Source organism: Enterobacter sp. JH25 (genome assembly GCF_021725435.1).
GTDB lineage: Bacteria > Pseudomonadota > Gammaproteobacteria > Enterobacterales > Enterobacteriaceae > Enterobacter > Enterobacter intestinihominis.
The window spans coordinates 935,295-959,596 of record NZ_CP091319.1 but is presented as its reverse complement, the minus strand read 5'-3'; the positions used below and the strand labels follow the sequence as shown (position 1 = coordinate 959,596).

The following is a 24,302-nucleotide window of genomic DNA, read 5'->3' as shown; positions in this document are numbered from 1 at the left end:
CGACAGATTAGCAAGTTACGCGCAATGACATAGCGCCAGAGATGCGGCCTTGCAGACTTTGGTGTTTTATCTTCCCAGTCATCATATTTGTGAGATAAGTCACAATCTATCCAATTTTCGGCGGAAGATTATGCTTCATCGACATAAGCCATAGCCGCGCATTCCCAGATGGAAATGGTTGGCATGGGCGGCATTGTAGTCCGGCCCCAGACCGTTACCGTAATAGCCGCAACTTGCCGACAGCAGCGCCTGTAGCCAGGGCTGCGTCTTTTCCGCTTTCCAGCCGTTGAGGACGGTAACACGCTGTCCGTTTGCCAGCCTGAAAGCGCTGATATCCAGCGCATCCGCCGTGGCATGTTCGCTGCGCCGCGCATCCGGGCGGCTGTAGATATTGCGGCAGGCGAAGCTGCCCAGATGTTCAATACGCGTAAGCTCGCTTCCGGTCCAGGTTTTGGTGAGCGGCCGGGCCTGCTGGCTGACAAACAGCGCCGAGCTTAACGCCAGCGGGCAACTGGCAATAAAGCTGCCGTTGAGGCTGACCGGGCCAAAATCGCGCACGCGCACCACGTTACTCAGCGGACACTCACCGGCGCTGTCAGCGACCGCCTGGGTACGGATAAGCTGGCGTTGATTCGCCTGCGCTAACAGGTTTGCGCACGCCTGCGGCGTTAAGCGCCGGAGTTTAAACTGGGTTATTTTTCCAGGCGGATCGTCAAGCGTAAGCGGCACGAAAGGGTTGTAATGCGGCGGCAACCAGCGGTAGCCCACCGTGGCGATCCCGGCAATAACAATAAGAATAAGCAGACCTTTTCCTTTCACGCGCCCCCCTTCAACATCCCTCAAACATTATGGCAGAAGGCCGCGAAACTCGCCGGGCATCGTGGTATGTTATTGGCTTTTCGTCAGACTGGAAGAGAGTGAGATGGCAAAGCAGCGCGTAGGTATTGTCTTTGGGGGAAAATCATCAGAGCACGAGGTGTCATTGCAATCGGCTAAAAATATCGTTGATGCGATTGATAAAAGCCGTTTTGACGTGGTGCTGCTGGGCATTGATAAACAGGGCCAATGGCATGTTAACGATGCCAGCCAGTATCTGTTACACGCTGATGATCCGGCGCGCATCGCCCTTAATCCTTCTGATATCAGCGTCGCAACGGTTCCAGGCGTGGCACAGGGACAGCTTATCGATGCCGGGAACGCGCAGGCGCTGGCACAAATTGACGTGGTGTTCCCTATCGTTCACGGCACGCTGGGCGAAGACGGGTCCCTGCAAGGCATGTTGCGGATGGCGAACCTGCCGTTTGTCGGCTCCGATGTGCTGGGTTCTGCCGCCTGCATGGATAAAGACGTCACTAAACGTCTGCTGCGCGACGCCGGTCTGAATATTGCACCGTTCGTCACGCTCACTCGCGCCAACCGTGATAAACACAGCTTCGCGCAGATCCAGGCGCAACTCGGCCTGCCGCTGTTCGTGAAACCGGCGAATCAGGGCTCGTCCGTCGGCGTCAGCAAAGTCACCAGCGAAGCACAGTTTAACGATGCCGTTCGTCTGGCCTTTGAGTTTGACCACAAGGTGGTGGTTGAGCAGGGAATTAACGGGCGCGAAATTGAGTGCGCCGTACTGGGTAACGACTTCCCGCAGGCGAGTACCTGTGGTGAAGTGGTGCTGAATAGCGACTTCTACTCCTACGACACCAAATATATTGACGACAAAGGTGCCCAGGTTGTGGTTCCCGCCGCGCTCGATCCTGACGTTAACGACAAGATCCGGGCGATCGCCGTTGAAGCCTATCAGGCGCTGGGATGCAGTGGGATGGCGCGCGTCGATGTGTTTCTGACGGCGGATAACGAGGTGGTGATTAACGAAATCAACACCCTGCCGGGCTTTACCAATATCAGCATGTACCCGAAATTGTGGCAGGCCAGCGGAATAAGCTATCCAGAACTGATCACCCGCCTGATTGAACTGGCGCTGGAGCGTCACGCCGCTGACAGCGCCCTGAAAAGCTCTGTTAACTGACGGTTAGTCGGCTTTCTCTGCCGTCGTCTCATCGGGACGACGGCGGATAATGAATCCCGCCAGCCAGAAACTGATTACCCAGGTCACCAGCCCAACCGCATAGGTTTGCCAGCCCTTCGCTTCAAATCCCAGCAGCCCGACAACACCATTGAGTATAAAGATCAGCCCGATCGCAAAGGCGTAGTAATGCCAGTCACGGCGTAGTTTGGAAGTGAGCTTCATGACAACTCCGGCAGAAAAAAAACTATCCTCTCACAGTTTGATAAAGCCGTCTGTGGCGAATTCTGAAAAGCAGCGTAGTTTCACTTATGTTATCAATTTGTGACGTGATGCAGAAATCGACAATCCAGGAGAAATCCTGAGCCGAATTTCCCACGATTCTGATATTGACAAATGCTATGACCTGTCACACTCACCCTGTACGACGCGTATTAAAACAGAGTGATATTTTCGGGAGGTCTTATGGCAGACTTTACATTGTCGAAACCGATTTTTGGCGGAAAACAACCAAAAACCTCCACGGCGGGGAATATTGCCTATGCCCTGTTTGTTCTGTTTTGTTTCTGGGCAGGAACCCAACTGCTGAATATGCTGGTGCATGCCCCTGGCGTGTATGAGCATCTGATGCAGGTGCAGGATACCGGCCGCCCGCGCGTTGAAATCGGTTTAGGCGTGAGCACCGTATTCGGGCTCATTCCCTTCCTCGCGGGCAGCATGGTTCTGGGCGTGATTGCGCTCGTGCTGCGCTGGCGCAACCGCCACTGATTACAGTCCCATACAGCGAGCCCGACGATCGTCCACGCGTTTTGCGAACCATGCGGTCGTCAGGTTACGCGTGATCTTCGGGCTTTCAAGCTGAATGCCTGGCAGAATGGCTCTGGGTAGTGCCTTTCCACTTTTCTTCTCTGCAAGCGCGAAAACCTGCTTATACAGATCCGTTTTCTCAAACGCCAGGCTGTCACCCTTCTCCAGCTGTCGGCGAATGTCACTGTTGCTCATCTCCAGCTTCGTCGAAAGTTTTCGCACTGCCCGTTCGGTGGACCCTGCCTCGCTGCTGCCGTATGCAATGAGATCGCCATCCAAAGCGAGCTTCACACCGCTGGAGCGGCTTACCGCATTCTGGAAGGCTGCATTTCGGCTGGCATACCAGCCCGCGTTAAAGTCGGCAAAACGATACAGCGGTTTATCGTAGTTGGCCGGATAATTCAGCAGGTGATACGTCCCAAACCACAGCCCACCGCGCAGGGAGAAGACTTCCTGACGCACCGTACCGTCGATATCCCACGGATAGCCGTCGGTATGCTTTTCCGCAAATGCGATGCTTACCTGCATCGGACCGCCGGTATGTACCGGATTCAGCGAGCCAAACAGCTTCTGCCCCATCGGCACCATATTGATGAAATCATCGAAAATGGCGCTGAGCTGCCTCTCGGTTTTCACCGTATCCAGCCGTTCGCTGTAGCTTTTCCCGTTTGGCGAGGTGATTTTAAGTGCGGTATGTACCAGGAAAACCGGGATATGCATCGATTCGGCCCGGCGGTCGATCTCCTTCCAGGCGATTTTGTTCAGGCCAGGCACAACAGGATCTGACTGATACATCGATTCCTGCTGCGCCACCGCCAGCACCGAGCAGATGTTCTCCTCGGTAGGCGCGATCTTCTGACTTTTGAAGGTCGTTGCCAGCGCATCAGCCCACTCACTGCGATCCTTCACGCTGGCGGGCATTTTTTGCCGCACCACGCTCGCCACATCAACGGGCTTCTCCCCTTCTTTGAGCGGGGCGGCCCCTTTCTCGGCACAGCCCGCCAGCACGACGGCGGCGAGTAACGTCAGCGGTAATGCACGTGGTACGGCAAATGGCATAGCAATTCCTTTTTAACCTAATGTATGGGTGACTTCCTGCAAATCCTTATCGTCCAGCTCACGCTCGAAACTGCGTAAACGTTTGTAGATGGACATCAGCTCCACCAGCGTAGTCCAGGAGCTAATCAGGTACTGGAACGAACCGCGAACCTGACCAAAAACGTTGGTGATCTGGGTCATCAGACCGAGTGTAATCGTACCCGCAACGATGGACGGGAACAGCAGGAACAACCCGAAAACGTTATCAACCTGAAGATAAAGGATGCGCGCGATATTGAAATACATGTAATGGAAATAGAGGCGGAAGTAATTACGACGTACGGCGCCAAACAGCTCACGCACGGTAGGCGGTGACGCACGGTTGGGATCGTCTTCACCATACACCAGCTCTTTACGGTAGGCCGCTTCCACGCGCTGGTTTTTAAATTCCAGCCCCGGCAGCTTGATCCCCACCACTGCCAGCAGTCCCGTTCCCATCAGCGACCAGACAATCGCGGCAATGACCAGGCCGTACGGCAGATGGCCGACAATCGGCAGTTCCGGAACGTGGGATGAGAGCGTCACCAGCACCGGCAGGAAGGCGATCAGCGTCATGATGGCATTAATAAAGCTCACGCCCATATCTTCGAGTGTAGAGGCAAAACGCATGGTGTCTTCCTGCACACGCTGTGCGGCACCTTCGATATGACGCAGGTGCTGCCAGTGCGCCATATAGTGTTCGTTCATCGCGGTACGCCAGCGGAACACATAGTGACTGACGAAAAAGTTATTCATCACGCCGATCACCACGGCGATGAGGGCGATGCCGAGGAAGATCCCCACCTCATGGTAGAACTGGTTAATGGTCACTTTATGCGGCGAACTCAGCGCCGTCTGGATCAGATCGTAAAACGGCGCATACCAGGCGTTGACCGCCACGCCCACTTCCACCAGGAACCAGGTGACAAAGATGATTAACGACGTGCCGAGAATCGACCAGTATTGCCAGCGGTGAGGCGAATAGATAAACCAGAACATGGCAAAAAGCCCCACGCAGAGCATGTAATAGGCGTAGAAAAGCAGATAGCTCATGGACCAGAAGCGCGCAGCGCTAATGGGAATGTCGCCCGTTGCCCCCGTAAGACGGGTCAGCCACGCGCCGCCACCGGCCTGCCAGAAAATGACAGCCAGCAGTGCCCAAATAAATGCCGACAGGAAAAAGGGCCCCGGCTTTGGGAAAAAAGACTTAAACATTGTGCTTCCTTCTTGTTGTTATGGCTGTTGCTGTGTTTAACATATCGCCACACGAAACCTTGCCTGGGCCAGCCTCCCGGCTCAGGCAAAAAAGTCAGACCTGCAGGTGAATTATTAGTTCGCTTTCCAGTTTTCAAGAATTGTTTCGGTGCGTTTCACCGAAGGCGGGTTGGCAGGGGCGATGAAGTTACGCCAGACATCGTTATAGTGCGCGATCAGAACCTGGGCATCGGCCGCTGGACGATTGGCCGTGGTGTGGGCATCCTCCGCAACCGTGATGTGGTAGCCCCGGCTGACACCGTTTTTAAAGGTGGCATCGACACAATAATCCGTCGCGCAGCCGCAGATAATAAATTCATCGATCCCCTGTTCGCGCAACAGTGCCTCGAGCGAAGTGTTATAGAAGGCATCGCAAGCGGTCTTCGTGACGTAAAACGCCCCTGCCGGCTGGTTGAGATCGGGCAGCAATGCAAACCCTTCGCTCCCCTCCTCTAGCCCGCCAGCTTCAGTATGCTGTATGAAAATAACGGCCTCAGCAGCCTGGGTAAGCTGATTGATCAGTGAGACACATTTCTCACTCTGATGGCGCGGCGTCTTAAACACCCCATTCTGCATATCAACCACCAAAACCACACGCTTTTCAGACATACCGTTCTCCGCAATAATGAATGTAACTGGTGACTATCATAAGCCCGATGTCACAAAATGGGAGTCTGGCCGTAAGTAAATTGTGCAAATTTACCCACGGTTACGTTTTTCTCGCTATCGTTATGCAAATCGGACGATTGCCCGACGCCGATTAGTAGTATAACTACCCGTAACTCTCCTTATTCACTGGATGGATGCTTTTCGTTGAAACGTTGTCTGCTCTCTTTCGCCGCGCTGTGTGCGGTGAGCCTGTCCACCGCCCAGGCAGCACAGCCTCTGACGGCACCGGTTCTGGCCTCTGACATTGCCGATCGCTATGCGAACCTTATTTATTACGGCAGTGGTGCGACGGGAATGGCGCTGGTCGTGATCGACGGTAACCAGCGGGTGTTTCGCAGCTTCGGTGAAACACGACCGGGAAATAACGTTCGCCCGCAGCTGGATTCCGTTATCCGTGTCGCGTCGATAACTAAGCTGATGACCAGCGAAATGCTGGTGAAATTGCTCGATCAGGGCGTGGTAAAACTCGACGATCCACTTAGCAAATATGCGCCACCCGGCGCTCGCGTTCCGACATATCAGGGAACGCCGATCAGGCTGGTGAACCTGGCGACCCATACCAGCGCCCTGCCGCGAGAACAGCCCGGTGGCGCTGCGCATCGCCCTGTCTTTGTCTGGCCAACTCGCGAACAACGCTGGAACTACCTGAGCACCGCAACGCTGAAATCGGCTCCGGGTTCTCAGGCTGGCTATTCTAACCTGGCGTTTGATCTGCTGGCCGACGCGTTAGCAACGGCATCAGGTAAGCCTTACCCTCAGCTGTTTGAAGAGCAAATCACGCGTCCGCTCGGGATGAAAGATACTACTTACACCCCCTCCCCGGACCAGTGCAAGCGTCTGATGGTGGCGGAAAAAGGGGCCAGCCCGTGTAATAACACGCTGGCAGCCATTGGCAGCGGTGGGGTTTACTCTACGCCTGGCGACATGATGCACTGGATGCAACAGTTCCTCTCATCGGATTTTTACGCGCGCAGTAATCAGGCCGACCGAATGCAGACGCTCATCTACCAGCGTGCTCAGTTACGTCGCGTCATTGGTATGGATGTTCCCGGTAAAGCCGATGCCCTCGGCATGGGCTGGGTATATATGGCGCCAAAAGATGGTCGCCCGGGTATTATTCAAAAAACCGGTGGGGGTGGCGGATTCATCACCTACATGGCGATGATTCCGCAATCAAACGTGGGCGCTTTTGTGGTGGTCACCCGGTCACCGAACACCCGCTTCGTGAATATGAGTGATGGCGTAAATAACCTTGTAGCCGAGCTGAGCGCCAATAAAGCGCAGGTACTTACGGCCGCTAACTGAGCTTAATAGTCCGTGGGCAAACGGTTGATACTGATCAGTTTGCCCCGGCTCATATTGATGTAGTTCCCCTGACGCAGCGCCGCCAGAACCTCCGCAACCACCGAACGTGATATACGCGTGCTACGCTGAATATGATTCATCACACCAATTTTTGAGCGTAGCGTGTCATCCCACTCGGCCATATTGATTAGCATCGCCCGAATTTGGCTATACGAATTATTTCCGACCAGCTGGATATCACGTTTTCCCAGTAAATGATTTAGCCATGAAAGCCAGCAGAATGCTTCTTGCCAGAGTTGCGCTTCTTGAATAATTTCGCATGCAGTAGAGGCTGGCAAATAAAATCCGGTACAAGGTGTTTGTGCCATCAGGGAATATTCAAGATAGCTGTCATTAATCCATGCACTTAATCCATGAATATAGGGTGCCCGTGCAATACCCACGAGTAATTCATCTGATTTACGGTGAACGACTGTCAGGCCGGATTGTATTACAAATGTCAATGGTTCATCATCATTATTGCCGGTAGTTATAAATTGTTGTGGTTCCGTTTTAAATGGGGTACCGGCGACTTCCAGACACTTTATGAGCCGGCTTAATTCAGAAAGTGGTTTCGCATTAACGTTCATGCATACCTCAAGTCATCTGTATATGTCGGTTCTTTATTATTTTTAAAGCACATAAAAAAGCGGGGGCAAAATCCCCCGCGTTTTTTTCTTACCAGGTATATTTCACACCCAGGTTTGCTCCCCAGTTCTGGTCAACGTCGCCGCCGCCCAGATAAGTCGCATCAGTGTAAGCACTGAAGTTTTTCGTGAAGCTGAACTGAGTACCCAGTCCCACGCGAACCGCAGAGCCTTCCACGCCGTTGTCAATGCTGTCACTGTTGATATCAGCATTGTTGTCGGCATCGTCATACACGTAAGCCAGCTTGAAGTAAGGGGTTAATGCCTGCTCGCCACCGTAGTTGAAGGTATAACCTGCATCCACGCCGAGCTCATAACGCATACTGTCGTAAGACTGGCCATCGATACGCATGTCGTTGCTTAACTGATAGTCATCACCGGACTGGAACAGGCCAGAGATCGCCGCGTAAGGCGTGACGTAGCCAGACAGGTTTGGTTTCCAGTCATAGCCCAGTTTCATCCCGAAACCAACGGCGTCAGTCGTGGTATTACCGTCAACATACTGACCGTTGCTCATGGTAGCAGAGAGGTCGTTGTTGAAGCGGGTGTAGCTCATAGAGCTGTCGAGGAAGATGTCGTTCATGAACTTCGCCGACGCGTAGATCATCGCAGTCTGGCTGTCCTGATCGACCTGACCAGTACGATCGCTGATATCACCCTTCGCGAAACCAGCCGCACCACCGACAATCCACTTCGCGTTATTACCGTCGATCTGAGTATCCAGACCCACCATAATGCCGCTTACGTCCTGATCGTAGCTAACGGTGCCATTATCCGCGTCAAAGTTGCCGCCAAAATAGCTCACCCATGCGCCGCCGTTATCTGCCAGGCCATGACGGCTGTTGGTCAGACGGGTACCCACGGTATCCTGTTGCAGATTCCAGATGTTGGTATTAGCAGAAGGAATGCTCAGCGCCATGTTGGCGTAGTCAGTCAGCTCTTCCTGCTGGAGAACAACGGTGTCACCCTTCTGCTGCGCCTGATAGGTGTATGCACCTAAATCAGCTTTGTTTGCCGCAGTAAAGCTGGCAGCGGTATCCGCGTTATTGTCATAGACGCGAATGATCTCTTTGTTTTTGTAGTCAGCTACGGAGCCTGCACCGGTCGCATCGTCGATGCGCACTTTATAGTTACCGGCAACGTCACCGTTCACCGCCAGATGGCCGTCAGAGTTCAGCGCGACAACACCATAGTCGTAGTCCGCTTTATGGCTATCGTTGGTGATATAGCGTGCGTTGTTCAGGTCGCTGTTCAGCACATAATCGCGGCTGGCAACGTTGAGCACACCGCCATCAGTCAGCACCATATTGTGCGTATCAACCTGACCCAGACCCAGCGCCAGCTCTGCACCGTTGTCTACAGTAATGGTGTTGGCATACAGTTCTGCCGTCTCTTCAGTCAGTGCCGCACGGCTGTAGCTATCCAGATACAGACTGTCGGTTGCCACGGCACCGCTGTCGCCAATATTCAAGGTTGAAGCATTGGTCAGGGTGATGGAATCTGCCAGCAGGCCGGAGTTTTCAACATTGACCTGAGACTGGTTGTTCACCGTCAGTGCATCGATGATGGAGATCTTGCGGGTATCCCACTCGGAACCGTTATCCAGCGCCACGTTGAACAGGCCGCTCTGATACACCTCTTCACCGGCAACGTGACCGTTGCTGTCAAAGGTAGAATCAGGCCAGATGCTATTCGGGGACAATGCGTGCCAGTCTACGTTGCTGTAGCCCTGGCCATACATCTGCGCAGTGCCGATAGCTTCAACGCTGGACTGCGCTGCACCCACCCACTTACTGCCGTTGGTCAGCGTGACATCCAGTTTATCGGTACCATCCCAGCCGTTGGTGGTTGGGTTATAGACGCCATCTTCTGTGGTATCCGTTGCCGGATCGCCATTCTCGTAGAAGTTGTTATCAAAGGTGCTGGAGAAAAGAATGTCACCCGTAACGGTAGAGTGATCGAAGGTAGCGGTGGTCTGCATGGCGTTATCAGACGCACTGGCAGCAACGATCAGCGCCGCATCATCCGCAGCCGTGGCGTTGGTTTCACCGTAGTCGCTCGGCTTCGCCGTTTGACCGTAGAAGCCGCTGGTGCCCAGATCGCTGTATGCGCCAGAGGTCAGCACAGAGTCTTTCACCACCAGCGTATCGGTAAAGATATTGCTGCTGTTAGCAACGCCTTCAACACCGTCGTATGGCGTGTTATCAAGCTCCTGATAACCCTGCGTCAGCGTGATGCCCGCGATGTGGGAATTGTTCTGAATAACGATATCAGACTCAACATCCAGGGTGATGGCGTTACCCAGACCATAGGTGTCCAGATAATGCGTTTCAGTGGTATCGCCATTATCGACATCATACGCATAATGCTCGTAGGTATCGTTGATGGTGGAGTTATCAACAGTCAGGCTAAAACGATCGTACTGGGTATGCGTAGTGCCGTCAGTATCCACGCCTTCTGCACACGTCGTGGTCATACACTCTGACGTGATCATGCCGTTAATGGTGCTGTTAGAAATACTCAACGCGTTCGCACGGCCATTGACACCATCATCCAGATAGTATGTCGAAATAACTCCGTTTACGGTTGATTTATTGATGACTGGATAAATGTCACCATCATGTGTGGCATCTGAATAATCCCAGTCAGCATAACCATAATACCAGGGCGTGGACGCAGTATTGTCATATCCAAAAGTATTATATGTCGTGCCGGATATATCTTTCGCATTGGCCTGAGAAGCGATAGCCAGTGTGCAGGCTAATGCAAGTTGTGATACAACCAGTTTCTTTTTCCATGTTTGCATTGGGTCATCCCTCCTCAGGGACGTAAGCAAGTTTGTCCATCAAATCATTTGGCAACGTTTAATTGCGGAAGGAATTATGCAGTTTCACTTCGAAAAGGTTCAATGAATGATTCCATTAAGTCCGTATTCAGACAAATAAGCTTATAAACCCAGGACAATATCAATCAATATGAATAAATATTATAAATTCAACTGATTGCAAACTTCTTTAGTTGCTTCGACACATATAATAAAAAGCAATAAATCATTTATATTTATAATCCCAAACCAATATAGAAGCCTCACCAATATCACATACCACTCTGGACACCATAATAAGATTTATAATATATACAAAAAACATGTAGCGTATATTAATCGATTTCGAAAATCTAAAAGACAACTTTAGTAAAACACCACTCTCCGCTTTCAGGTACACTAAGCCTCTTTGTTCCACAAACATCAGGCATACCATGACCGATTTAATTGCTCGTCCCCGTCGCCTGCGCAAGTCACCCGCACTGCGCGCCATGTTTGAAGAGACAACACTGACCTTAAACGATCTGGTGTTGCCGATTTTTGTTGAAGAAGAGATCGATGACTACAAAGCCATCGACGCGATGCCGGGCGTGATGCGCATTCCTGAAAAGCATCTGGCCCGCGAGATCGAACGCATTGCGAATGCGGGCATCCGCTCGGTGATGACGTTCGGTATCTCCCACCACACTGACGCAACCGGCAGTGATGCATGGAAAGAAGACGGTCTCGTGGCACGCATGTCGCGCATCTGCAAAGAGAGTGTGCCGGAGATGATCGTCATGTCCGATACCTGCTTCTGCGAATACACCTCTCATGGCCACTGCGGTGTGCTGTGCGATCACGGCGTGGACAACGATGCGACCCTGCTGAATCTGGGCAAGCAGGCGGTGGTTGCCGCCGCCGCGGGTGCGGATTTCATTGCACCTTCTGCGGCAATGGATGGTCAGGTTCAGGCTATTCGTCATGCGCTGGATGCGGCAGGCTTTACCGACACAGCCATCATGTCCTACTCCACCAAATTCGCCTCCTCCTTCTACGGCCCGTTCCGTGAAGCGGCGGGCACGGCGCTGAAGGGCGATCGTAAAACCTATCAGATGAACCCGCTGAACCGCCGCGAAGCGATTCGTGAATCTCTGCTCGATGAAGCACAGGGCGCAGACTGTCTGATGGTGAAACCGGCCGGCGCGTATCTGGATATCCTGCGCGACATTCGCGAACGCACCGAACTGCCTCTGGGCGCATACCAGGTGAGCGGCGAGTACGCGATGATCAAATTCGCCGCGCAGGCGGGTGCCATCGACGAAGAGAAAGTGATCCTCGAAAGCCTGGGTGCGATCAAACGCGCGGGCGCGGATCTGATCTTCAGCTACTTCGCGCTGGATCTGGCTGAGAAGAAAATTCTGCGTTAATCCGCTTTAGCGCCGGGTGGCTTCGCCATACCCGGCCTACTCTCTGCGCGAATCTTCACTAAACTGCAATACAACCGACATCTCCTCCTTCTACTGTCTGGGCAAGACGGCAGGAGGAGTGATCAATGTTTAGTCTCGACAGCGTTCTTGATGACCTTTGGCCTCAGGCGAGGCCCGCACCCTGGCAAAAAAGTCTGTTAAAAAGACTGCTCCACGAAGACGAATTTCAGCAGTTTGCCGCCAGCCACCGTCACCTGAAAGGGCTGGATATGGTAGAGCAGGTTCTGGAACACCTTGATATTCTCTGCACCATTTCCGCCCGAGACCTCGAACAAATCCCCGAACACGGCCCACTCATTGTGATAGCGAACCACCCGACGGGCACCCTGGATGGGCTGGCGCTACTGTACGCCGTTTCGCGCGTGCGCCGGGACGTCAAGGTTGTCACCAACCGGATGCTGTCTCACCTTGAGCCCCTCAGCTCGTTGTTTATCCCCGTGGACAATATGGGCGGCAGAACCGCAAAAGCATCTCTGGTGCAGATGGAGCAGCACCTGCAAAACGCCGGCGTGCTGATCTTCTTCCCGGCGGGCGAAGTCTCCCGCCCAACGCGTAAAGGCATCCGCGATAAAAAGTGGCATCCGGGCTTTATCAAGCTGGCCAGCAAACTACGGGTACCGCTGCTACCGGTACATATTCAGGCCCACAACAGCCTGCTGTTTTATGCCAGCACCCTGGTATCGCCGACGGTATCCCTGCTGCTGCTGATGCAACAGATGTTTCGCCGCCGTCACAGCCAGCTGCCGATTAAAATCGGCCAGCAGATTGCCTGGAATGATCGGTTTAGCTCTACCCTTTCATCGCGTGAGATGGCCGAGCAGTGCCGTCAGCACGTGATACGACTTGGCAAGGGATTGCCTGGCGTCTTTAAAACCCAGTGCGCCATTGCCCGCCCGGAAGACAGGGCCACGCTGAAGCGGGAGCTGGCGCAGGCCGAATGTCTGGGCAAAACCAGCGATGGTAAAACCATCTATTTGTGGCAGCGCAACGGGCAGGAAGAGGCGCCTCTGCTGCGCGAGCTGGGGCGACTGCGCGAGATTGCCTTTCGCGCCGTGGAGGAAGGCAGCGGAAAGCGCCGGGATACCGACAGCTACGATGATGACTATCTGCACCTTATTCTGTGGGATGATGATGACCTCGAGATTGTCGGCGCGTACCGCTTTATGCCAACGGCCATGCAGGTTGAAAAGTGCGGCGTCGAGGGATTGTACAGTTACAGCCTGTTCCACTACGACGAAAAAATGCAGGACATACTGGAGCACGGCATTGAGCTGGGGCGCAGCTTTATACAGCCGCGCTACTGGGGACGTCGCGGTCTGGACTACCTGTGGTCAGGCATTGGCGCCTATCTGGCGCGCTATCCACATTACCGTTACCTGTTTGGTCCGGTGTCCATCTCCGGCGGCTTACCGCCTGCCGCCCGGGATCTGCTGGTCGCGTTTTATCGTCTCTGGTTTCCGGCCAGCCACCCGTTAGCCGCCTCGCGTCAACCCTACCCGGCGTCACTCCCGGACGTGCTGGCGCAATTTAGCGGGGTGGATTACGTGGATGACCTGACAAAGCTCAAATCCCTGCTCGGCAATCTGGGCTGCGGTATTCCGCCGCTTTATAAACAATATTCCGAGCTATGCGAGCCAGGCGGCGTGCAGTTTATCGATTTCGGCAGCGATCCGGCGTTCAATAACTGTATCGACGGGCTGGTGCTGGTGGATCTGTGTTATCTGAAGACGAACCGCTATCAGCGGTATATTGAGGCGCACTTAATACCCTCACCCCTGCCCTCTCCCTAAAAGGGAGAGGGTGAAAACCGCACCGGTCAGTCCCCTCGCCCCTTTGGGGAGAGGGTTAGGGTGAGGGGCTCAAACCGCACGGTAGAACGGCTTATCCCCCAAAATCGTCGCCCGCTGCATAATCCTTCGCTGCGGCAGGTAATCCGCATTGGCGTAATGCTGCGTGACGCGGTTATCCCAGATCGCCAGATCGTTCTCCTGCCAGCGCCAGCGCACCTGAAACTCCGGCTTCGTGATATGCGCAAACAGGAAACTGAGCAGCGCCTCGCTCTCTTTTTCCGTTACGTCCACAATGCGCGAGGTAAACCCTTCGTTCACAAACAGCGCCTGCTTGCCGGTCACCGGATGGGTACGCACCACCGGGTGCAACAGCGGCGGATGCTTTGCAACCGCATCCAGCCAGCGCTGGTGCTCCTCTTCCGTTTTACGGTACTTATACTCCTGGAACGATTTTTTAAAATCATGCTCCGCCCGCAGGCCACTTAGCAAGGTCTGGAACGGCGCGGAGAGCGCCTCAAACGCCGCAATGCCGCTCGCCCACAGCGTATCGCCGCCGGTCTCTGGCAGTAGTTTTGCTGCCAGAATCGCCCCGGCTGGCGGTGTGTCGATAAAGGTAACATCCGTATGCCAGTTGTCATTATCGGGCGGGTTATCGTTATGAGTGTCCAGCACGATAATTTCCTCCACCCCTTCCGCATGCGGGTAGACCGGGTGGATATGCAGGTCGCCAAAACGCAGGGCCAGCGCGCGCTGCTGTTGCGGGGTGATGGCCTGATCGCGCAGGAACACCACCTGATGGCGCAGCACCGCGTGGTACAGCTGCTCAAACTGGTTATCGCTCAGCGGACGGGTTACGTCCAGGCCCGACACCTGCGCGCCAATGTACGGCCCCAACGGGATAATCGTCAGACGTTCACTCATTGTATTTCTCCATGCCAGGGCGTCAGGCGACGCTGTAGCGTGCGCAGTCCCAGTTCTAATCCAAAGGCGATCGCGGCGATGACCGCGATCCCTGCCAGTACCACGTCAGTCGCCAGGAACTCTCCCGCCGACTGCACCATAAACCCAAGGCCGCGCGTGGCGGCAATCAGCTCTGCCGCCACCAGCGTTGACCAGCCCACCCCAAGGCCGATGCGCAACCCGGTCAATATCTCCGGCAGCGCACCTGGTAAAATGACGAACAGCAGTACCTGCGCGCGGCTGGCGCCGAGCGACTGCGCCGCACGTATGCGTACCTGCTGCGCACTCTTTACGCCAGCCAGAGCCGACATTGCTACCGGCGCAAAAATAGCCAGATATATCAGTAAGATCTTTGACGTCTCGCCGATGCCAAACCAGATCACCATCAGGGGCAGATAAGCCAGCGGCGGTACGGGACGGTAAAGCTCTATCAGCGGGTCGAGAATGCCGCGCACCGTCGGGCTCAGTCCCATCGCAATCCCCACCGGAACGCCAATAATGACCGCCGCCAGCAGCGCCACCAGAATACGCGTCAGACTGGCGCCTAAATGCTGCCAGAGGGTGGCATCCATAAAGCCCTGCGGTCCGGCGATGGCGATCAGTTTTTCCAGAACCTGGCCTGGCGGGGGCAGAAACAGCGGGCTGATCCACTGCTGCGCGGCAACCGCCCACCATACCGCCAGCAACACCACCAGCGTGCTGACGCTTAAGGTGAGCTGGCGAGAGAACGGCCAGCGTAAGGCACGGCGCGTCCGCCGCGTTTTTTCACTGAAGACAATGCTCATGAGAACGCCTCCCGCTGTTCAAACACACGGCTCAGGATGTATTCCCGTTTTTCGATAAATAGCGGGTCTGATTTAATGCTGCGTACTGGCTCTCCCGCCACATAGCGCCGGGCAAACTCAAGCGGCAGACGCTCCAGCACGCGTCCCGGTCCCGGTGAGAGCAGCACCAGCTCCGTCGCCATAAACACGGCCTCTTCGATATCGTGGGTGATTAACAGCACCTGCTTGCCGGTTTCGTGCCACAGGCGCAGCAGCAGGGTTTGCATCTGCTCACGGGTAAAGGCATCCAGCGCCCCGAAAGGTTCGTCCAGCAACAGCAGCTGAGGGTTAGCCGCCAGCGCACGGGCAATCCCGACGCGCTGACGCTGCCCGCCTGAAAGCTGCCAGATAAAGCGTTTTTCAGCCCCCTCCAGCCCGACCTTTTTCAACATGTCGCGCGCCGTATTCAGACGCTGTTCACGCGCTACGCCGGCCAGTTGCAGACCAAACGCAACGTTTTCCTGCACGTTTCGCCACGGAAGTAGCCCTTCGTTCTGGAAGACCACGCCGCGCTCTGCGCCCGGCCCCGTTACCCGTTTTCCTTCGAGTTGGATCGTGCCGTGCTGATACGGTACAAACCCGGCGATCAGGTTCAGCAGCGTCGTTTTCCCGCAGCCGGACGGCCCCAGTACGACCAGCAGTTCACCGCTGTCCAGCGTCAGGTTGATCTCTTTCAGGGCGGGTTTGCCGCCGTAATCGGCAGACAGGTTTGTAATGTTCAGCATCGCAGCCCCCTTATTTCACAAAGCGGTCGGTCACGAACCGGCTGTAATCCGCTGCCACCGCAGGCACTTTGCCCTGCTCTTTCAGGAACGTCGCAGTGTCGACAATCGCTTTGCTCACCGGCCCGTTCAGCTGCTGGACCTGCTGCGCAGGTGTCAGATAGGTGTTGCCTTTCACCAGCCCCGGCACGTCAGCTTCCGGCACGCCGCTCAGACGTGAGAGTTTCTCCAGGTTGGCGGGCTGTTTCAGCCATTCATCCGGGTTGCTGATGTAAGGCTGCTGGGCCTCGATGGCGCTTTTGGCGAAGGCTTTCACCACTTCAGGGTGTTTTTCGGCAAAGTCCTTACGAACGACCCAGACATCAAGTGTTGGCGCCCCCCATTGCCCCACTTTTTCGGAGTCGGTCAGCACGGTGCCGTCTTTTTCCAGCTCGTTGACGGCGGGCGCCCAGACGTATGCTCCGTCAATGTCGCCACGCTGCCAGGCGGCAATAATCGCTGGAGGTTGCAGGTTGATGATCTGCACCTGGCCCGGCTTAATGCCCCAGTGTTTCAGCGCTGCCAGCAGGCTGTAATGCGTGGTGGAGATAAACGGCACCGCGATGCGTTTGCCAATCAAATCTTCGGGTTTCGTGATGCTTTTCTTCACCACCAGCGCTTCGGAATTTCCGAGCTGCGACGCCAGCAGGAAGACTTCAATCGGCACCTGCTGGCTGGCGGCAACGGCCAGCGGGCTGGAACCCAGGTTGCCAATCTGCACGTCGCCCGAGGCTAACGCCCGCACAATTGCCGCGCCGCTGTCGAACTTGCGCCAGTCGACGTTCGCCCCGCTCGCTTTGGCGAAGGTGTTATCCGCCTGCGCGACTTTCGCCGGTTCCGCGGAAGTCTGATACGCGACGGTGACGTCCACCGCCTGCGCCTGAAATGCCCACAGCGCCAGTGCACCAAGTAACGTGATTCGCGATGAAATTGCCATACCGTCTGCTCCCCTTGTTGTTATAAGGGCAGTATTTCCGGCGTGGGATTTTTGATAAAGGAATAAAAAAGAATCGCTAATGACGATTCGTTTTTAGAAAAAAAGCGGGAAAGGATAGTGAATTTTGTGCGGTTGTTTCGCAGGGTGGCGCTGCGCTTACCCGGCCTACGGTTCGTGCAATTTGTAGGCCGGGTAAGGCGCAGCCGCCGCCCGGCAAAGGCCTCAGCGCTGAACCGTCAGCGCAGCAATATCCTGCGGCGTGGTCCGACAGCAGCCGCCAATCAGCTTCGCGCCTGCTTCCAGCCACTGCGGTAAATACCCCGCCAGCGTCTCGCACGTTTCACCGTGGTGATGCCAGGTTTTACTCACCGCATCGTAATGCTCGCCGGAGTTCGGATAGACCACCAGGGGCAGCGACGTCAGGCTGTGCAGATGCGTCAGCGCCGCCGTGGTGTTTTCCAGCGCGATACAGTTAATCCCCAGCGCGACAACCTGCGGGTAGCTTTCCAGCGCAGAAACAACATCCCGCAGCGGCGTTCCGTCGCTCAGGTGCTCACTGTCACGCAGGGTAAATGAGAACCATGCCCGGGCGCGCGGATATGCCGTCAGCAACGCCGCCAGCGCCTTAATCTCAATGAACGAAGGCAGCGTTTCACAGGCCAGGAGGTCCGCGCCCGCATCCAACAGCGCCTCTACACGCGGGCGGTGGAAGGCGGTAAATTCTTCAGCGCTACGCACATAATCGCCGCGATACTCGGAACCATCGGCCAGATACGCGCCGTAAGGGCCCACAGATCCCGCCACCAGCAAAGTGCCTGCATTTGCGTTCTCAGCCAGGTACGCTTCGCGCGCTTTGCGTGCCAGCTCTACGCTTTTGCCGATCAGCGTCCGGGATTGCGACTCGTCCAGCCCGCGAGCGGCAAAGCCTGCGGGTGTCGCCTGATAGCTGGCGGTGATCGCCACCTGTGCCCCCGCGCGGTAGTAGTCGAGGTGTACGTCGCGGATCAGCTCCGGATTTTCCATCAGCACTTTGGCCGACCAGAGACTGTCGGCAAGGTTACAACCGCGCGCTTCCAGCTCCGTTGCCATCGCCCCATCCAGCACGACAAACGGCTGTTTTTCAAGGAGGGCGGTAAGCGGATTATTCTGCGACATGTTCAGGCTCCTGCGTGGTCAGATTTCGGGTCAGGTAGTACGCACCATAACACAGGGCGACAAACGGAAGCCCGCAATAAAGGGCAATACGCTGGCTTGGGTCAAACCACAGGCCGACGCAGGCCACCAGACAGAGGATAAAGCCAAGCACGGGCACCAGCGGATACCATGGCGCGCGATACTGCAACGCGGATAGCGGCTGGCCGGACTGCACGTGACGGCGACGAAACACGAAGTGCGACGCGCAAATGCTAATCCACACCGCCACCACCGCAAAACCGGAAATGGCTGACAGGGCCACAAACACCGTATCCGGCGCGACCACGCTGGAGAACAACGCCAGCACGCCGCCCAGCATGGAAACAGAAAGCGCCGTCAGCGGCACGCTGTTTTTGTTGACGCGGGCAAAGCAGCGCGGCAGCGTTTTCTCGTTAGACAGAGACCAAAGCATACGGCCAGAGGCGTACAGACCCGAGTTCGCCGCCGAGAGGATCGCCGTCAGGATCACGAAGTTAAAGATATCCGCCGCATACGGAATGCCGACCTTTTCAAACACCAGCACGAACGGACTTTTCTCCACGCCAGCCTGCTGCATCGGGATCAACGCCGCCAGCACAAACACGGTGCCAATAAAGAAGATGATGAGCCGGGCGATGGTGGTGCGAATAGCAACCGGAATAACCTTGTGTGGGTTTTCCGTTTCCCCTGCCGCGATGCCGATAAGCTCCGTTCCTGAGAAGGCAAAGTTGACCGCCACCATGGTCATCAGGATCGGCAGGCCACCGTGCGGGAACCAGCCTTCGGCGGTAATGTTGCTTAGTCCCGGCGCGGCAGAGCCGTCCGCCATCGGGATAAAGCCAAAGATGGCCGCGCCGCCGAGAATAATAAAGGCGACGATGGTGATAACCTTGACCAGCGAGAACCAGAATTCCCCTTCCGCGAAAAAGCGCGTGGAAATCACGTTAAGACCAAAAATCACAGCGCAAAAGACAACGCACCACGTCCAGACGGGAACCTGTGGGAACCAGTACTGCATGCAGAACCCGGCCGCGGTAAAGCTCGATCCCAGCGCCACTGTCCACGTAAGCCAGTAGAGCCACGCCACGGTATACCCCGTCGCCGGACCGAGATAGCGGGCGGCATAGACGTGAAACGCGCCGGTTTCCGGCATCGCCACGGAAAGTTCGCCCAGACATTGCATGACCAGCCAGACCACCAGCGCACCGATAAGATATGCCAGCAGCGTGCCCGCCGCGCCGGTTGTCGAGATGATATATCCGGTATTGAAGAATAACCCTGTGCCGATAACGCCACCCAGCGAGAGCATAATCAGGTGGCGGGTTTTCATGGTGCGCTTAAGTTGCCCGTTTTCTTGTTGTGTTTGCATGTTACCTTCTAAACGTATGGACATCTAAACATCCAAAGAAGGAGTGTTATACCGCGATTGTTAACAAAAAGCCACCCGGCGCGACTTCAGCGCAATTATTGGTAAATCCTTAAATCAGTTCTATAGTCGACACAGTTTCTTCTTCACCAGGACTCACTATGCGATTTAACGGACTGACCAAAGGTTTCTTTATTCTCATCCTGGCCCTTGTAACCTGGGCCTTCTTTGACGTGCTGTCTCCCTATTTCTCGGCGATTCTGTGGGCCGCGATCCTGACCATCATTTTCAACCCGGTGAAAAACAAACTGCGTACCGCGCTGGGCGATCGCAACGGGCTGGCTTCACTCCTCACACTCGGCATTATCTGCCTGATCGTGTTTATTCCGTTGATGGTGATCCTTTCCTCGCTCGCGGTGGAACTGAACATGGTTTACACCAGGCTGCAACAGAACAACACGCAGTTCCCGGAAGTGATCGCCGGTATCTTCAACCGCCTGCCGGACTGGGCCAGCGGCTTCCTGGCGGATCACAACCTGACCAACGCCGCGCAAATCCAGAAAAAACTCTCCGATGTCGCGTTACAGGGCGGGCAGTATCTGGCGGGCAGCGCGTTCCTGATTGGGAAAGGGACGTTCGGCTTTGCCATCAGCTTTGGCATTATGCTGTATCTGCTGTTTTTCTTGCTGAAAGACGGGCCGTATCTGGTGCGCCAGATCCTCGACTCGCTGCCGCTGTCTGACTTCGTCAAACAGCACCTGTTCGCTAAGTTTGTCGGCGTGTCGCGCGCCACGGTAAAAGGCACGGCGGTCGTGGCGGTGGTTCAGGGCACGCTCGGTGGTATCGCCTTTGCTATTGTCGGTATTGACGGCAGCGTATTGTGGGGCGCACTGATGGCATTTCTCTCCCTGGTGCCTGCCGTTGGGTCGGCCATCGTCTGGGTTCCCGCCGCCATCTTCCTGTTTGCCACTCACCAGCTGTGGCAGGGTCTGTTCATTGTGGGCTTCTTCGTCATTATCGTCGGGCTGGTGGACAACCTGTTGCGTCCGCTGCTGGTGGGCAAAGACACCAAAATGCCGGACTACCTGATACTGATCACCACGCTCGGCGGTATGGAGCTGTATGGCATTAACGGCTTTGTGATTGGGCCGCTGATTGCCGCTCTGTTTATCGCCTGCTGGAACCTCTTCTCCGGCCGCGACCACGCAGGCAACGCCGAGGAGCTGGACGCAGACTTTATCGAAGAGGGGAGAAATTCTCCGGATCTATAAAGAAAGGCGTTCTGTGAGGCGGCCCTGTGCCGCCTTTTTTTTCGCGATAAATCAGAGGTTTTCTATAATCTGAAATGAACGCTCTTTCACATTTGTCGTAGAAGGATCCAACAGGTGCGAATCGCCACGATCACGAACTGGGCTTATGGTGTCACGGTGTGCCTGACCATTGCCTCCGGCATCGTCATGCTGATGGCTTCCCACGCCGATAACATCGAACGTGAAGCCGTTAAACAACGCCAGGTCTTCGATCAGCTGACGGAGGAGATCGAGACAGACACCTGGATGCTCTCCGATCTGGCGCGGCTTTACGTCATCCAAAAAGAGCCCGAGGTGCTTGAGAAATATCAGGCGAAAGAAGCCGAGCTGAAGAATATCGAACACACGCTGCGACAGCTCAAAAATACGGGGGCATCGGGCGAAGAGCTGGCGCTGCTGTACGACGGACTGAAAATTGTAGACGATCTCCAGGATGAACAGCAGGCAGCCATTGACGGCATCGCCCGTGGCGAGGAACAGCAGGCCGTTTCGCTGCTGTTTGGTAAGAGCTATGAGCTGGAACTCGAACGGGCACACAACACTATCGAACGCTTTCGCATGCTGCTGGACAAGCGAATTATTGCCGACGTGCAGGCCGCAACCAAAACGTCCAAAACGCTTCGAACGGCCTCTGAGGTGATGGTCGGCCTGACCGCCCTGCTCTTCCTGTTTGTGATGGTTTTCATCCTCAAGCGCCGCGTACTCCGTCCGGTGGTGCGTCTGAGTGACGTGGTTCATCGTCTTGCATCGCAGGATTACGCCGTCGAAACGCCGAACTTTACCCAGGTTGATGAAATCGGTGATATGGCGCAGGCCATCCGCATCTTCCGTGAGAACGGGCTGGCAAGGCAGCGGCTGGAAAAAGAGCGCGATGCTGACTGGGCCATCCGCGAACTGCTGGCGCGAATGACCCAGCGGTTGCAGGGCTGTGAAAACTTTGCCGACGTGATGAATGTGGCGGAGCTGTTTGCACCCAATATTGCGCCGGGGGTTTCAGGGCGTCTGTATATTCTGGAACGCGAGCCGTGGCAGATGCGCTGTACGGCCGAATGGCTATCGCCAGAAGGGGATAAAAAGCCGTTCCATCCTGACGAATGCTGGGCCGTCCGGCGTGGTCAAAGCCATCCGCCAGTGAACGGCGAGCCGGATATCGGCTGTTATCATCTGCCCGAATCACAGGCGCAGCAATCGCTGTGCGTTCCCCTGATTGCTCAGGGCGAGGCGATTGGATTGCTCTCATTCCAGAACATCACGCCTGAAACCGCGCCGTCCCGCGCCTATCTGGAACTGATGGCCGAGGCGCTGGGACTGGCGCTGGCCAACCAGCGGCTGCGCGATGCACTGCTGGAAAAAGCCCTGTTCGATCCCTTGACGGGGCTGCGTAACCGCCACCATCTGGAAGATACGTTACGTACTCAAATGAAGCAGGCCGTGCGTAACGAGGAGCCGGTAAGCTGCCTGATGATCGATATCGATCACTTCAAGAGCATTAATGACCGCTTTGGTCATGAGGCTGGCGATCTGGTGATCAAAAGCGTGGCAGCCATTATTCAACGGGCGGTACACGATAGCGGGCTGGCCTTCCGCTATGGGGGTGAAGAGTTTTTGGTGCTTCTTACCGGTGCAGACGAGGAAGCAGCGCACGGCGCTGCAACGGAGATCTACAACGGCGTGCATGCGCTTTCGCTGCGCTACGGGCTTTCGGAGATTGGCCCGGTGGATGTGTCGATCGGGATCGCCAGCTATCCGCAGCACGCGCAGAGCGATAATCTGCTGCGCGCGGCGGACGTCGCGTTGTACCGGGCGAAAGAGCTGGGCCGCTCGCGGATTGTCAGCTTTGGGATGCTGGAGGCGGGCTAAAGGGGTTATTCGAGCCTGAGGTTCAGGATCGCGCGATCGCCCAAAGCACCACCATACCCAGCGAATTACTCCGCTTTTCCACGTACAGGGTGCCATCGATTAAATAATATCCCTGAGGATAACAGATGCGGATCTCTCTCTTGAGTTCCGGCTCATAGACTTCCGCCCCCGAACAGCTATTTCTGCTGCCGGATTCATACCGGTAAGGTTGGCTCCAGGCAGAGTATTCTCCGTTCAGTAGCCAGGCCGCGGTAAAGATGACGAAAATGGCAACCGGCAGGCTGAAGATGATGAGGCCGAGGTAAAGTTTGACAACGTCAACAAGGGTTTTGTCTTTAAACGCCCTCTTCGCGGCGAACATCACCATCGCCACCAGCGGCAGCAGCAATGTGACAGCCGCAAGATACTGTTCCCCCAGGGCCGTAAGAAATGTCACGCGATAAATCTCGATTGACCAGACAACAAAGCCAAATATCAACGCTAACCCGCCAACGATGAGTGGAATTAAAAAGGCATAGCTATCTTTTTTCATGATGGACGGTTCCTTGTCATGCGTCTGCGGTAAGAAGGTTAAGCATCGCTCGGGTGGCTGCCGACTGACGGCGTTTTTACATCCTGATTATGATGGATAAACGTGGGGAGAGATAAAATATATAAACTAGTAGGATAACTAAATTATAATTCTTATACTTATGTTAAAACGTGGAGGCTGAAATGCGATTAATCCTAATGCTGTGCTGCTTTTTAGTGCAAAGCGTCACCCTGGCTGGTGAGTTGCCAAAACCTGCTGGTAAACCCATTTTAACGATTTACGGTAATATCGAGAACACGAATGAAAGTGGAAAAGCCGTGTTTGATATCGCCAGCCTTGAAAAACTCGGTATGGTGAGCTTCCAGACATCATCCCCCTGGTATAATGGCCGCACAAAGTTTGAGGGTGTTCCAATGAGCAAACTCATGGATTATATTGGCGCAAAGGGTAACGTGGTTAATGTTATAGCGCTTAATGATTACGCGACAGCCATCCCGCTGAGCGACTTTAAAAAATATAATGCCATACTCGCTTTGAAGGTTAATGGTGAATATATGCGCATCCGAGATAAAGGTCCGGCATTCATTGTATATCCCTACGACAGTCTTCCTGAATTAAATAATCAGATATATTATTCGCGATCGGCATGGCAGGTCAGCAAAATGAAGATTGAATAGCAGT

General features: G+C 55.1%; 22 protein-coding genes. 8 read left to right on the top strand and 14 right to left on the bottom strand.

The features are described from left to right. Positions 1 to 135 precede the first annotated feature (135 nt). Positions 136 to 819 (bottom strand): extensin family protein, encoded by a 684-nt coding sequence (locus L2Y28_RS04550; RefSeq protein WP_022647206.1) that lies wholly within the window; start codon positions 817 to 819, stop codon positions 136 to 138. 103 nt (positions 820 to 922) lie between these two features. Between L2Y28_RS04550 and ddlA the strand changes: the two genes are divergently transcribed. Beyond that, positions 923 to 2,020: a D-alanine--D-alanine ligase gene (ddlA, locus tag L2Y28_RS04545; RefSeq protein WP_022647205.1), complete on the top strand. Its 1,098-nt coding sequence runs from the start codon at positions 923 to 925 to the stop codon at positions 2,018 to 2,020. Positions 2,021 to 2,023: 3 nt separating this feature from the next. Here ddlA and L2Y28_RS04540 read toward each other — a convergent pair whose 3' ends face one another. Continuing rightward, on the bottom strand, positions 2,024 to 2,242 hold the full coding sequence (locus L2Y28_RS04540; RefSeq protein WP_022647204.1) for a DUF2754 domain-containing protein: 219 nt from the start codon (positions 2,240 to 2,242) through the stop codon (positions 2,024 to 2,026). 240 nt (positions 2,243 to 2,482) lie between these two features. Between L2Y28_RS04540 and L2Y28_RS04535 the strand changes: the two genes are divergently transcribed. After that, a complete protein-coding gene (locus tag L2Y28_RS04535; RefSeq protein ID WP_003859159.1) occupies positions 2,483 to 2,785 on the top strand; it encodes a DUF2755 family protein in 303 nt (100 codons plus the stop codon). On the opposite strand, the gene L2Y28_RS04530 is transcribed toward L2Y28_RS04535, so the two are convergent. From L2Y28_RS04530 to L2Y28_RS04520, 3 genes are all read right to left on the bottom strand, one after another. Further along, on the bottom strand, positions 2,786 to 3,883 hold the full coding sequence (locus tag L2Y28_RS04530) for a DUF1615 domain-containing protein (protein WP_022647203.1): 1,098 nt from the start codon (positions 3,881 to 3,883) through the stop codon (positions 2,786 to 2,788). Between the two features lie 12 nt (positions 3,884 to 3,895). Then, positions 3,896 to 5,116 (bottom strand): peptide antibiotic transporter SbmA, encoded by a 1,221-nt coding sequence (gene sbmA / locus L2Y28_RS04525; RefSeq protein WP_022647202.1) that lies wholly within the window; start codon positions 5,114 to 5,116, stop codon positions 3,896 to 3,898. A 114-nt stretch (positions 5,117 to 5,230) separates the two neighbouring features. Next, positions 5,231 to 5,764, bottom strand: a complete 534-nt coding sequence (locus L2Y28_RS04520) for an isochorismatase family protein (protein WP_022647201.1) — start codon at positions 5,762 to 5,764, stop codon at positions 5,231 to 5,233. A 204-nt stretch (positions 5,765 to 5,968) separates the two neighbouring features. Here L2Y28_RS04520 and ampH point away from each other — a divergent pair, with 204 nt between their 5' ends. After that, complete coding sequence (gene ampH, locus L2Y28_RS04515) at positions 5,969 to 7,129, top strand: D-alanyl-D-alanine-carboxypeptidase/endopeptidase AmpH (RefSeq protein WP_236919575.1); 1,161 nt, start codon at positions 5,969 to 5,971, stop codon at positions 7,127 to 7,129. 2 nt (positions 7,130 to 7,131) lie between these two features. Here the strand turns inward: ampH and L2Y28_RS04510 are convergent, their stop codons facing one another. Beyond that, positions 7,132 to 7,758: a helix-turn-helix domain-containing protein gene (locus L2Y28_RS04510; protein WP_022647199.1), complete on the bottom strand. Its 627-nt coding sequence runs from the start codon at positions 7,756 to 7,758 to the stop codon at positions 7,132 to 7,134. Between the two features lie 88 nt (positions 7,759 to 7,846). After that, positions 7,847 to 10,621: an autotransporter outer membrane beta-barrel domain-containing protein gene (locus L2Y28_RS04505; RefSeq protein ID WP_022647198.1), complete on the bottom strand. Its 2,775-nt coding sequence runs from the start codon at positions 10,619 to 10,621 to the stop codon at positions 7,847 to 7,849. Between the two features lie 452 nt (positions 10,622 to 11,073). Between L2Y28_RS04505 and hemB the strand changes: the two genes are divergently transcribed. Both hemB and L2Y28_RS04495 read left to right on the top strand, forming a co-directional pair. Further along, positions 11,074 to 12,048: a porphobilinogen synthase gene (hemB, locus tag L2Y28_RS04500; protein WP_003859169.1), complete on the top strand. Its 975-nt coding sequence runs from the start codon at positions 11,074 to 11,076 to the stop codon at positions 12,046 to 12,048. 125 nt (positions 12,049 to 12,173) lie between these two features. After that, positions 12,174 to 13,898 (top strand): lysophospholipid acyltransferase family protein, encoded by a 1,725-nt coding sequence (locus L2Y28_RS04495; protein ID WP_022647197.1) that lies wholly within the window; start codon positions 12,174 to 12,176, stop codon positions 13,896 to 13,898. Positions 13,899 to 13,967: 69 nt separating this feature from the next. On the opposite strand, the gene tauD is transcribed toward L2Y28_RS04495, so the two are convergent. The 6 genes from tauD to mmuP all read right to left on the bottom strand — a co-directional run bounded on the left by tauD (position 13,968) and on the right by mmuP (position 19,922). Beyond that, positions 13,968 to 14,819 carry a taurine dioxygenase gene (gene tauD / locus L2Y28_RS04490; RefSeq protein WP_022647196.1) on the bottom strand — a complete coding sequence of 284 codons (852 nt, stop codon included), beginning with the start codon at positions 14,817 to 14,819 and terminating at the stop codon, positions 13,968 to 13,970. After that, positions 14,816 to 15,643 carry a taurine ABC transporter permease TauC gene (tauC, locus tag L2Y28_RS04485; protein WP_022647195.1) on the bottom strand — a complete coding sequence of 276 codons (828 nt, stop codon included), beginning with the start codon at positions 15,641 to 15,643 and terminating at the stop codon, positions 14,816 to 14,818. The genes tauD and tauC overlap by 4 nt, the downstream gene beginning before the upstream one ends. Then, positions 15,640 to 16,407 (bottom strand): taurine ABC transporter ATP-binding subunit, encoded by a 768-nt coding sequence (gene tauB, locus L2Y28_RS04480; RefSeq protein ID WP_022647194.1) that lies wholly within the window; start codon positions 16,405 to 16,407, stop codon positions 15,640 to 15,642. Before tauB ends, tauC begins: the two co-directional genes overlap by 4 nt. A 10-nt stretch (positions 16,408 to 16,417) precedes the next feature. After that, the gene (tauA, locus tag L2Y28_RS04475) at positions 16,418 to 17,380 is read right to left on the bottom strand and encodes a taurine ABC transporter substrate-binding protein (RefSeq protein WP_022647193.1); all 963 of its coding nucleotides are present in this window, start codon (positions 17,378 to 17,380) and stop codon (positions 16,418 to 16,420) included. A gap of 222 nt (positions 17,381 to 17,602) precedes the next feature. After that, complete coding sequence (gene mmuM, locus L2Y28_RS04470; RefSeq protein ID WP_022647192.1) at positions 17,603 to 18,535, bottom strand: homocysteine S-methyltransferase; 933 nt, start codon at positions 18,533 to 18,535, stop codon at positions 17,603 to 17,605. After that, positions 18,522 to 19,922, bottom strand: coding sequence for an S-methylmethionine permease (gene mmuP / locus L2Y28_RS04465; RefSeq protein WP_022647191.1), 1,401 nt, complete (start codon positions 19,920 to 19,922; stop codon positions 18,522 to 18,524). The genes mmuM and mmuP overlap by 14 nt, the downstream gene beginning before the upstream one ends. Positions 19,923 to 20,080: 158 nt before the next feature. Here mmuP and L2Y28_RS04460 point away from each other — a divergent pair, with 158 nt between their 5' ends. Both L2Y28_RS04460 and L2Y28_RS04455 read left to right on the top strand, forming a co-directional pair. Then, positions 20,081 to 21,190 carry an AI-2E family transporter gene (locus L2Y28_RS04460; protein ID WP_022647190.1) on the top strand — a complete coding sequence of 370 codons (1,110 nt, stop codon included), beginning with the start codon at positions 20,081 to 20,083 and terminating at the stop codon, positions 21,188 to 21,190. Positions 21,191 to 21,304: 114 nt separating this feature from the next. After that, positions 21,305 to 23,089 (top strand): diguanylate cyclase, encoded by a 1,785-nt coding sequence (locus L2Y28_RS04455; protein WP_022647189.1) that lies wholly within the window; start codon positions 21,305 to 21,307, stop codon positions 23,087 to 23,089. 22 nt (positions 23,090 to 23,111) lie between these two features. Here L2Y28_RS04455 and L2Y28_RS04450 read toward each other — a convergent pair whose 3' ends face one another. Continuing rightward, positions 23,112 to 23,621 carry a hypothetical protein gene (locus L2Y28_RS04450; protein ID WP_022647188.1) on the bottom strand — a complete coding sequence of 170 codons (510 nt, stop codon included), beginning with the start codon at positions 23,619 to 23,621 and terminating at the stop codon, positions 23,112 to 23,114. 182 nt (positions 23,622 to 23,803) lie between these two features. Here L2Y28_RS04450 and L2Y28_RS04445 point away from each other — a divergent pair, with 182 nt between their 5' ends. Then, positions 23,804 to 24,298 (top strand): molybdopterin-dependent oxidoreductase, encoded by a 495-nt coding sequence (locus tag L2Y28_RS04445; protein ID WP_022647187.1) that lies wholly within the window; start codon positions 23,804 to 23,806, stop codon positions 24,296 to 24,298. The last annotated feature ends 4 nt before the right edge of the window (positions 24,299 to 24,302 follow it).

Excerpts from the sequence above, each read along its gene's own strand:
- L2Y28_RS04530 (WP_022647203.1), bottom strand. The coding sequence starts at position 3,883 with ATGCCATTTGCCGTACCACGTGCATTACCGCTGACGTTACTCGCCGCC.
- L2Y28_RS04460 (WP_022647190.1), top strand. The coding sequence starts at position 20,081 with ATGCGATTTAACGGACTGACCAAAGGTTTCTTTATTCTCATCCTGGCC.
- tauB (WP_022647194.1), bottom strand. The coding sequence starts at position 16,407 with ATGCTGAACATTACAAACCTGTCTGCCGATTACGGCGGCAAACCCGCC.
- L2Y28_RS04450 (WP_022647188.1), bottom strand. The coding sequence starts at position 23,621 with ATGAAAAAAGATAGCTATGCCTTTTTAATTCCACTCATCGTTGGCGGG.
- hemB (WP_003859169.1), top strand. The coding sequence starts at position 11,074 with ATGACCGATTTAATTGCTCGTCCCCGTCGCCTGCGCAAGTCACCCGCA.
- L2Y28_RS04510 (WP_022647199.1), bottom strand. The coding sequence starts at position 7,758 with ATGAACGTTAATGCGAAACCACTTTCTGAATTAAGCCGGCTCATAAAG.
- mmuP (WP_022647191.1), bottom strand. The coding sequence starts at position 19,922 with ATGCAAACACAACAAGAAAACGGGCAACTTAAGCGCACCATGAAAACC.
- L2Y28_RS04445 (WP_022647187.1), top strand. The coding sequence starts at position 23,804 with ATGCGATTAATCCTAATGCTGTGCTGCTTTTTAGTGCAAAGCGTCACC.
- L2Y28_RS04540 (WP_022647204.1), bottom strand. The coding sequence starts at position 2,242 with ATGAAGCTCACTTCCAAACTACGCCGTGACTGGCATTACTACGCCTTT.
- sbmA (WP_022647202.1), bottom strand. The coding sequence starts at position 5,116 with ATGTTTAAGTCTTTTTTCCCAAAGCCGGGGCCCTTTTTCCTGTCGGCA.
- mmuM (WP_022647192.1), bottom strand. The coding sequence starts at position 18,535 with ATGTCGCAGAATAATCCGCTTACCGCCCTCCTTGAAAAACAGCCGTTT.
- L2Y28_RS04495 (WP_022647197.1), top strand. The coding sequence starts at position 12,174 with ATGTTTAGTCTCGACAGCGTTCTTGATGACCTTTGGCCTCAGGCGAGG.
- L2Y28_RS04520 (WP_022647201.1), bottom strand. The coding sequence starts at position 5,764 with ATGTCTGAAAAGCGTGTGGTTTTGGTGGTTGATATGCAGAATGGGGTG.
- L2Y28_RS04535 (WP_003859159.1), top strand. The coding sequence starts at position 2,483 with ATGGCAGACTTTACATTGTCGAAACCGATTTTTGGCGGAAAACAACCA.
- tauD (WP_022647196.1), bottom strand. The coding sequence starts at position 14,819 with ATGAGTGAACGTCTGACGATTATCCCGTTGGGGCCGTACATTGGCGCG.
- tauC (WP_022647195.1), bottom strand. The coding sequence starts at position 15,643 with ATGAGCATTGTCTTCAGTGAAAAAACGCGGCGGACGCGCCGTGCCTTA.
- tauA (WP_022647193.1), bottom strand. The coding sequence starts at position 17,380 with ATGGCAATTTCATCGCGAATCACGTTACTTGGTGCACTGGCGCTGTGG.
- ddlA (WP_022647205.1), top strand. The coding sequence starts at position 923 with ATGGCAAAGCAGCGCGTAGGTATTGTCTTTGGGGGAAAATCATCAGAG.
- L2Y28_RS04505 (WP_022647198.1), bottom strand. The coding sequence starts at position 10,621 with ATGCAAACATGGAAAAAGAAACTGGTTGTATCACAACTTGCATTAGCC.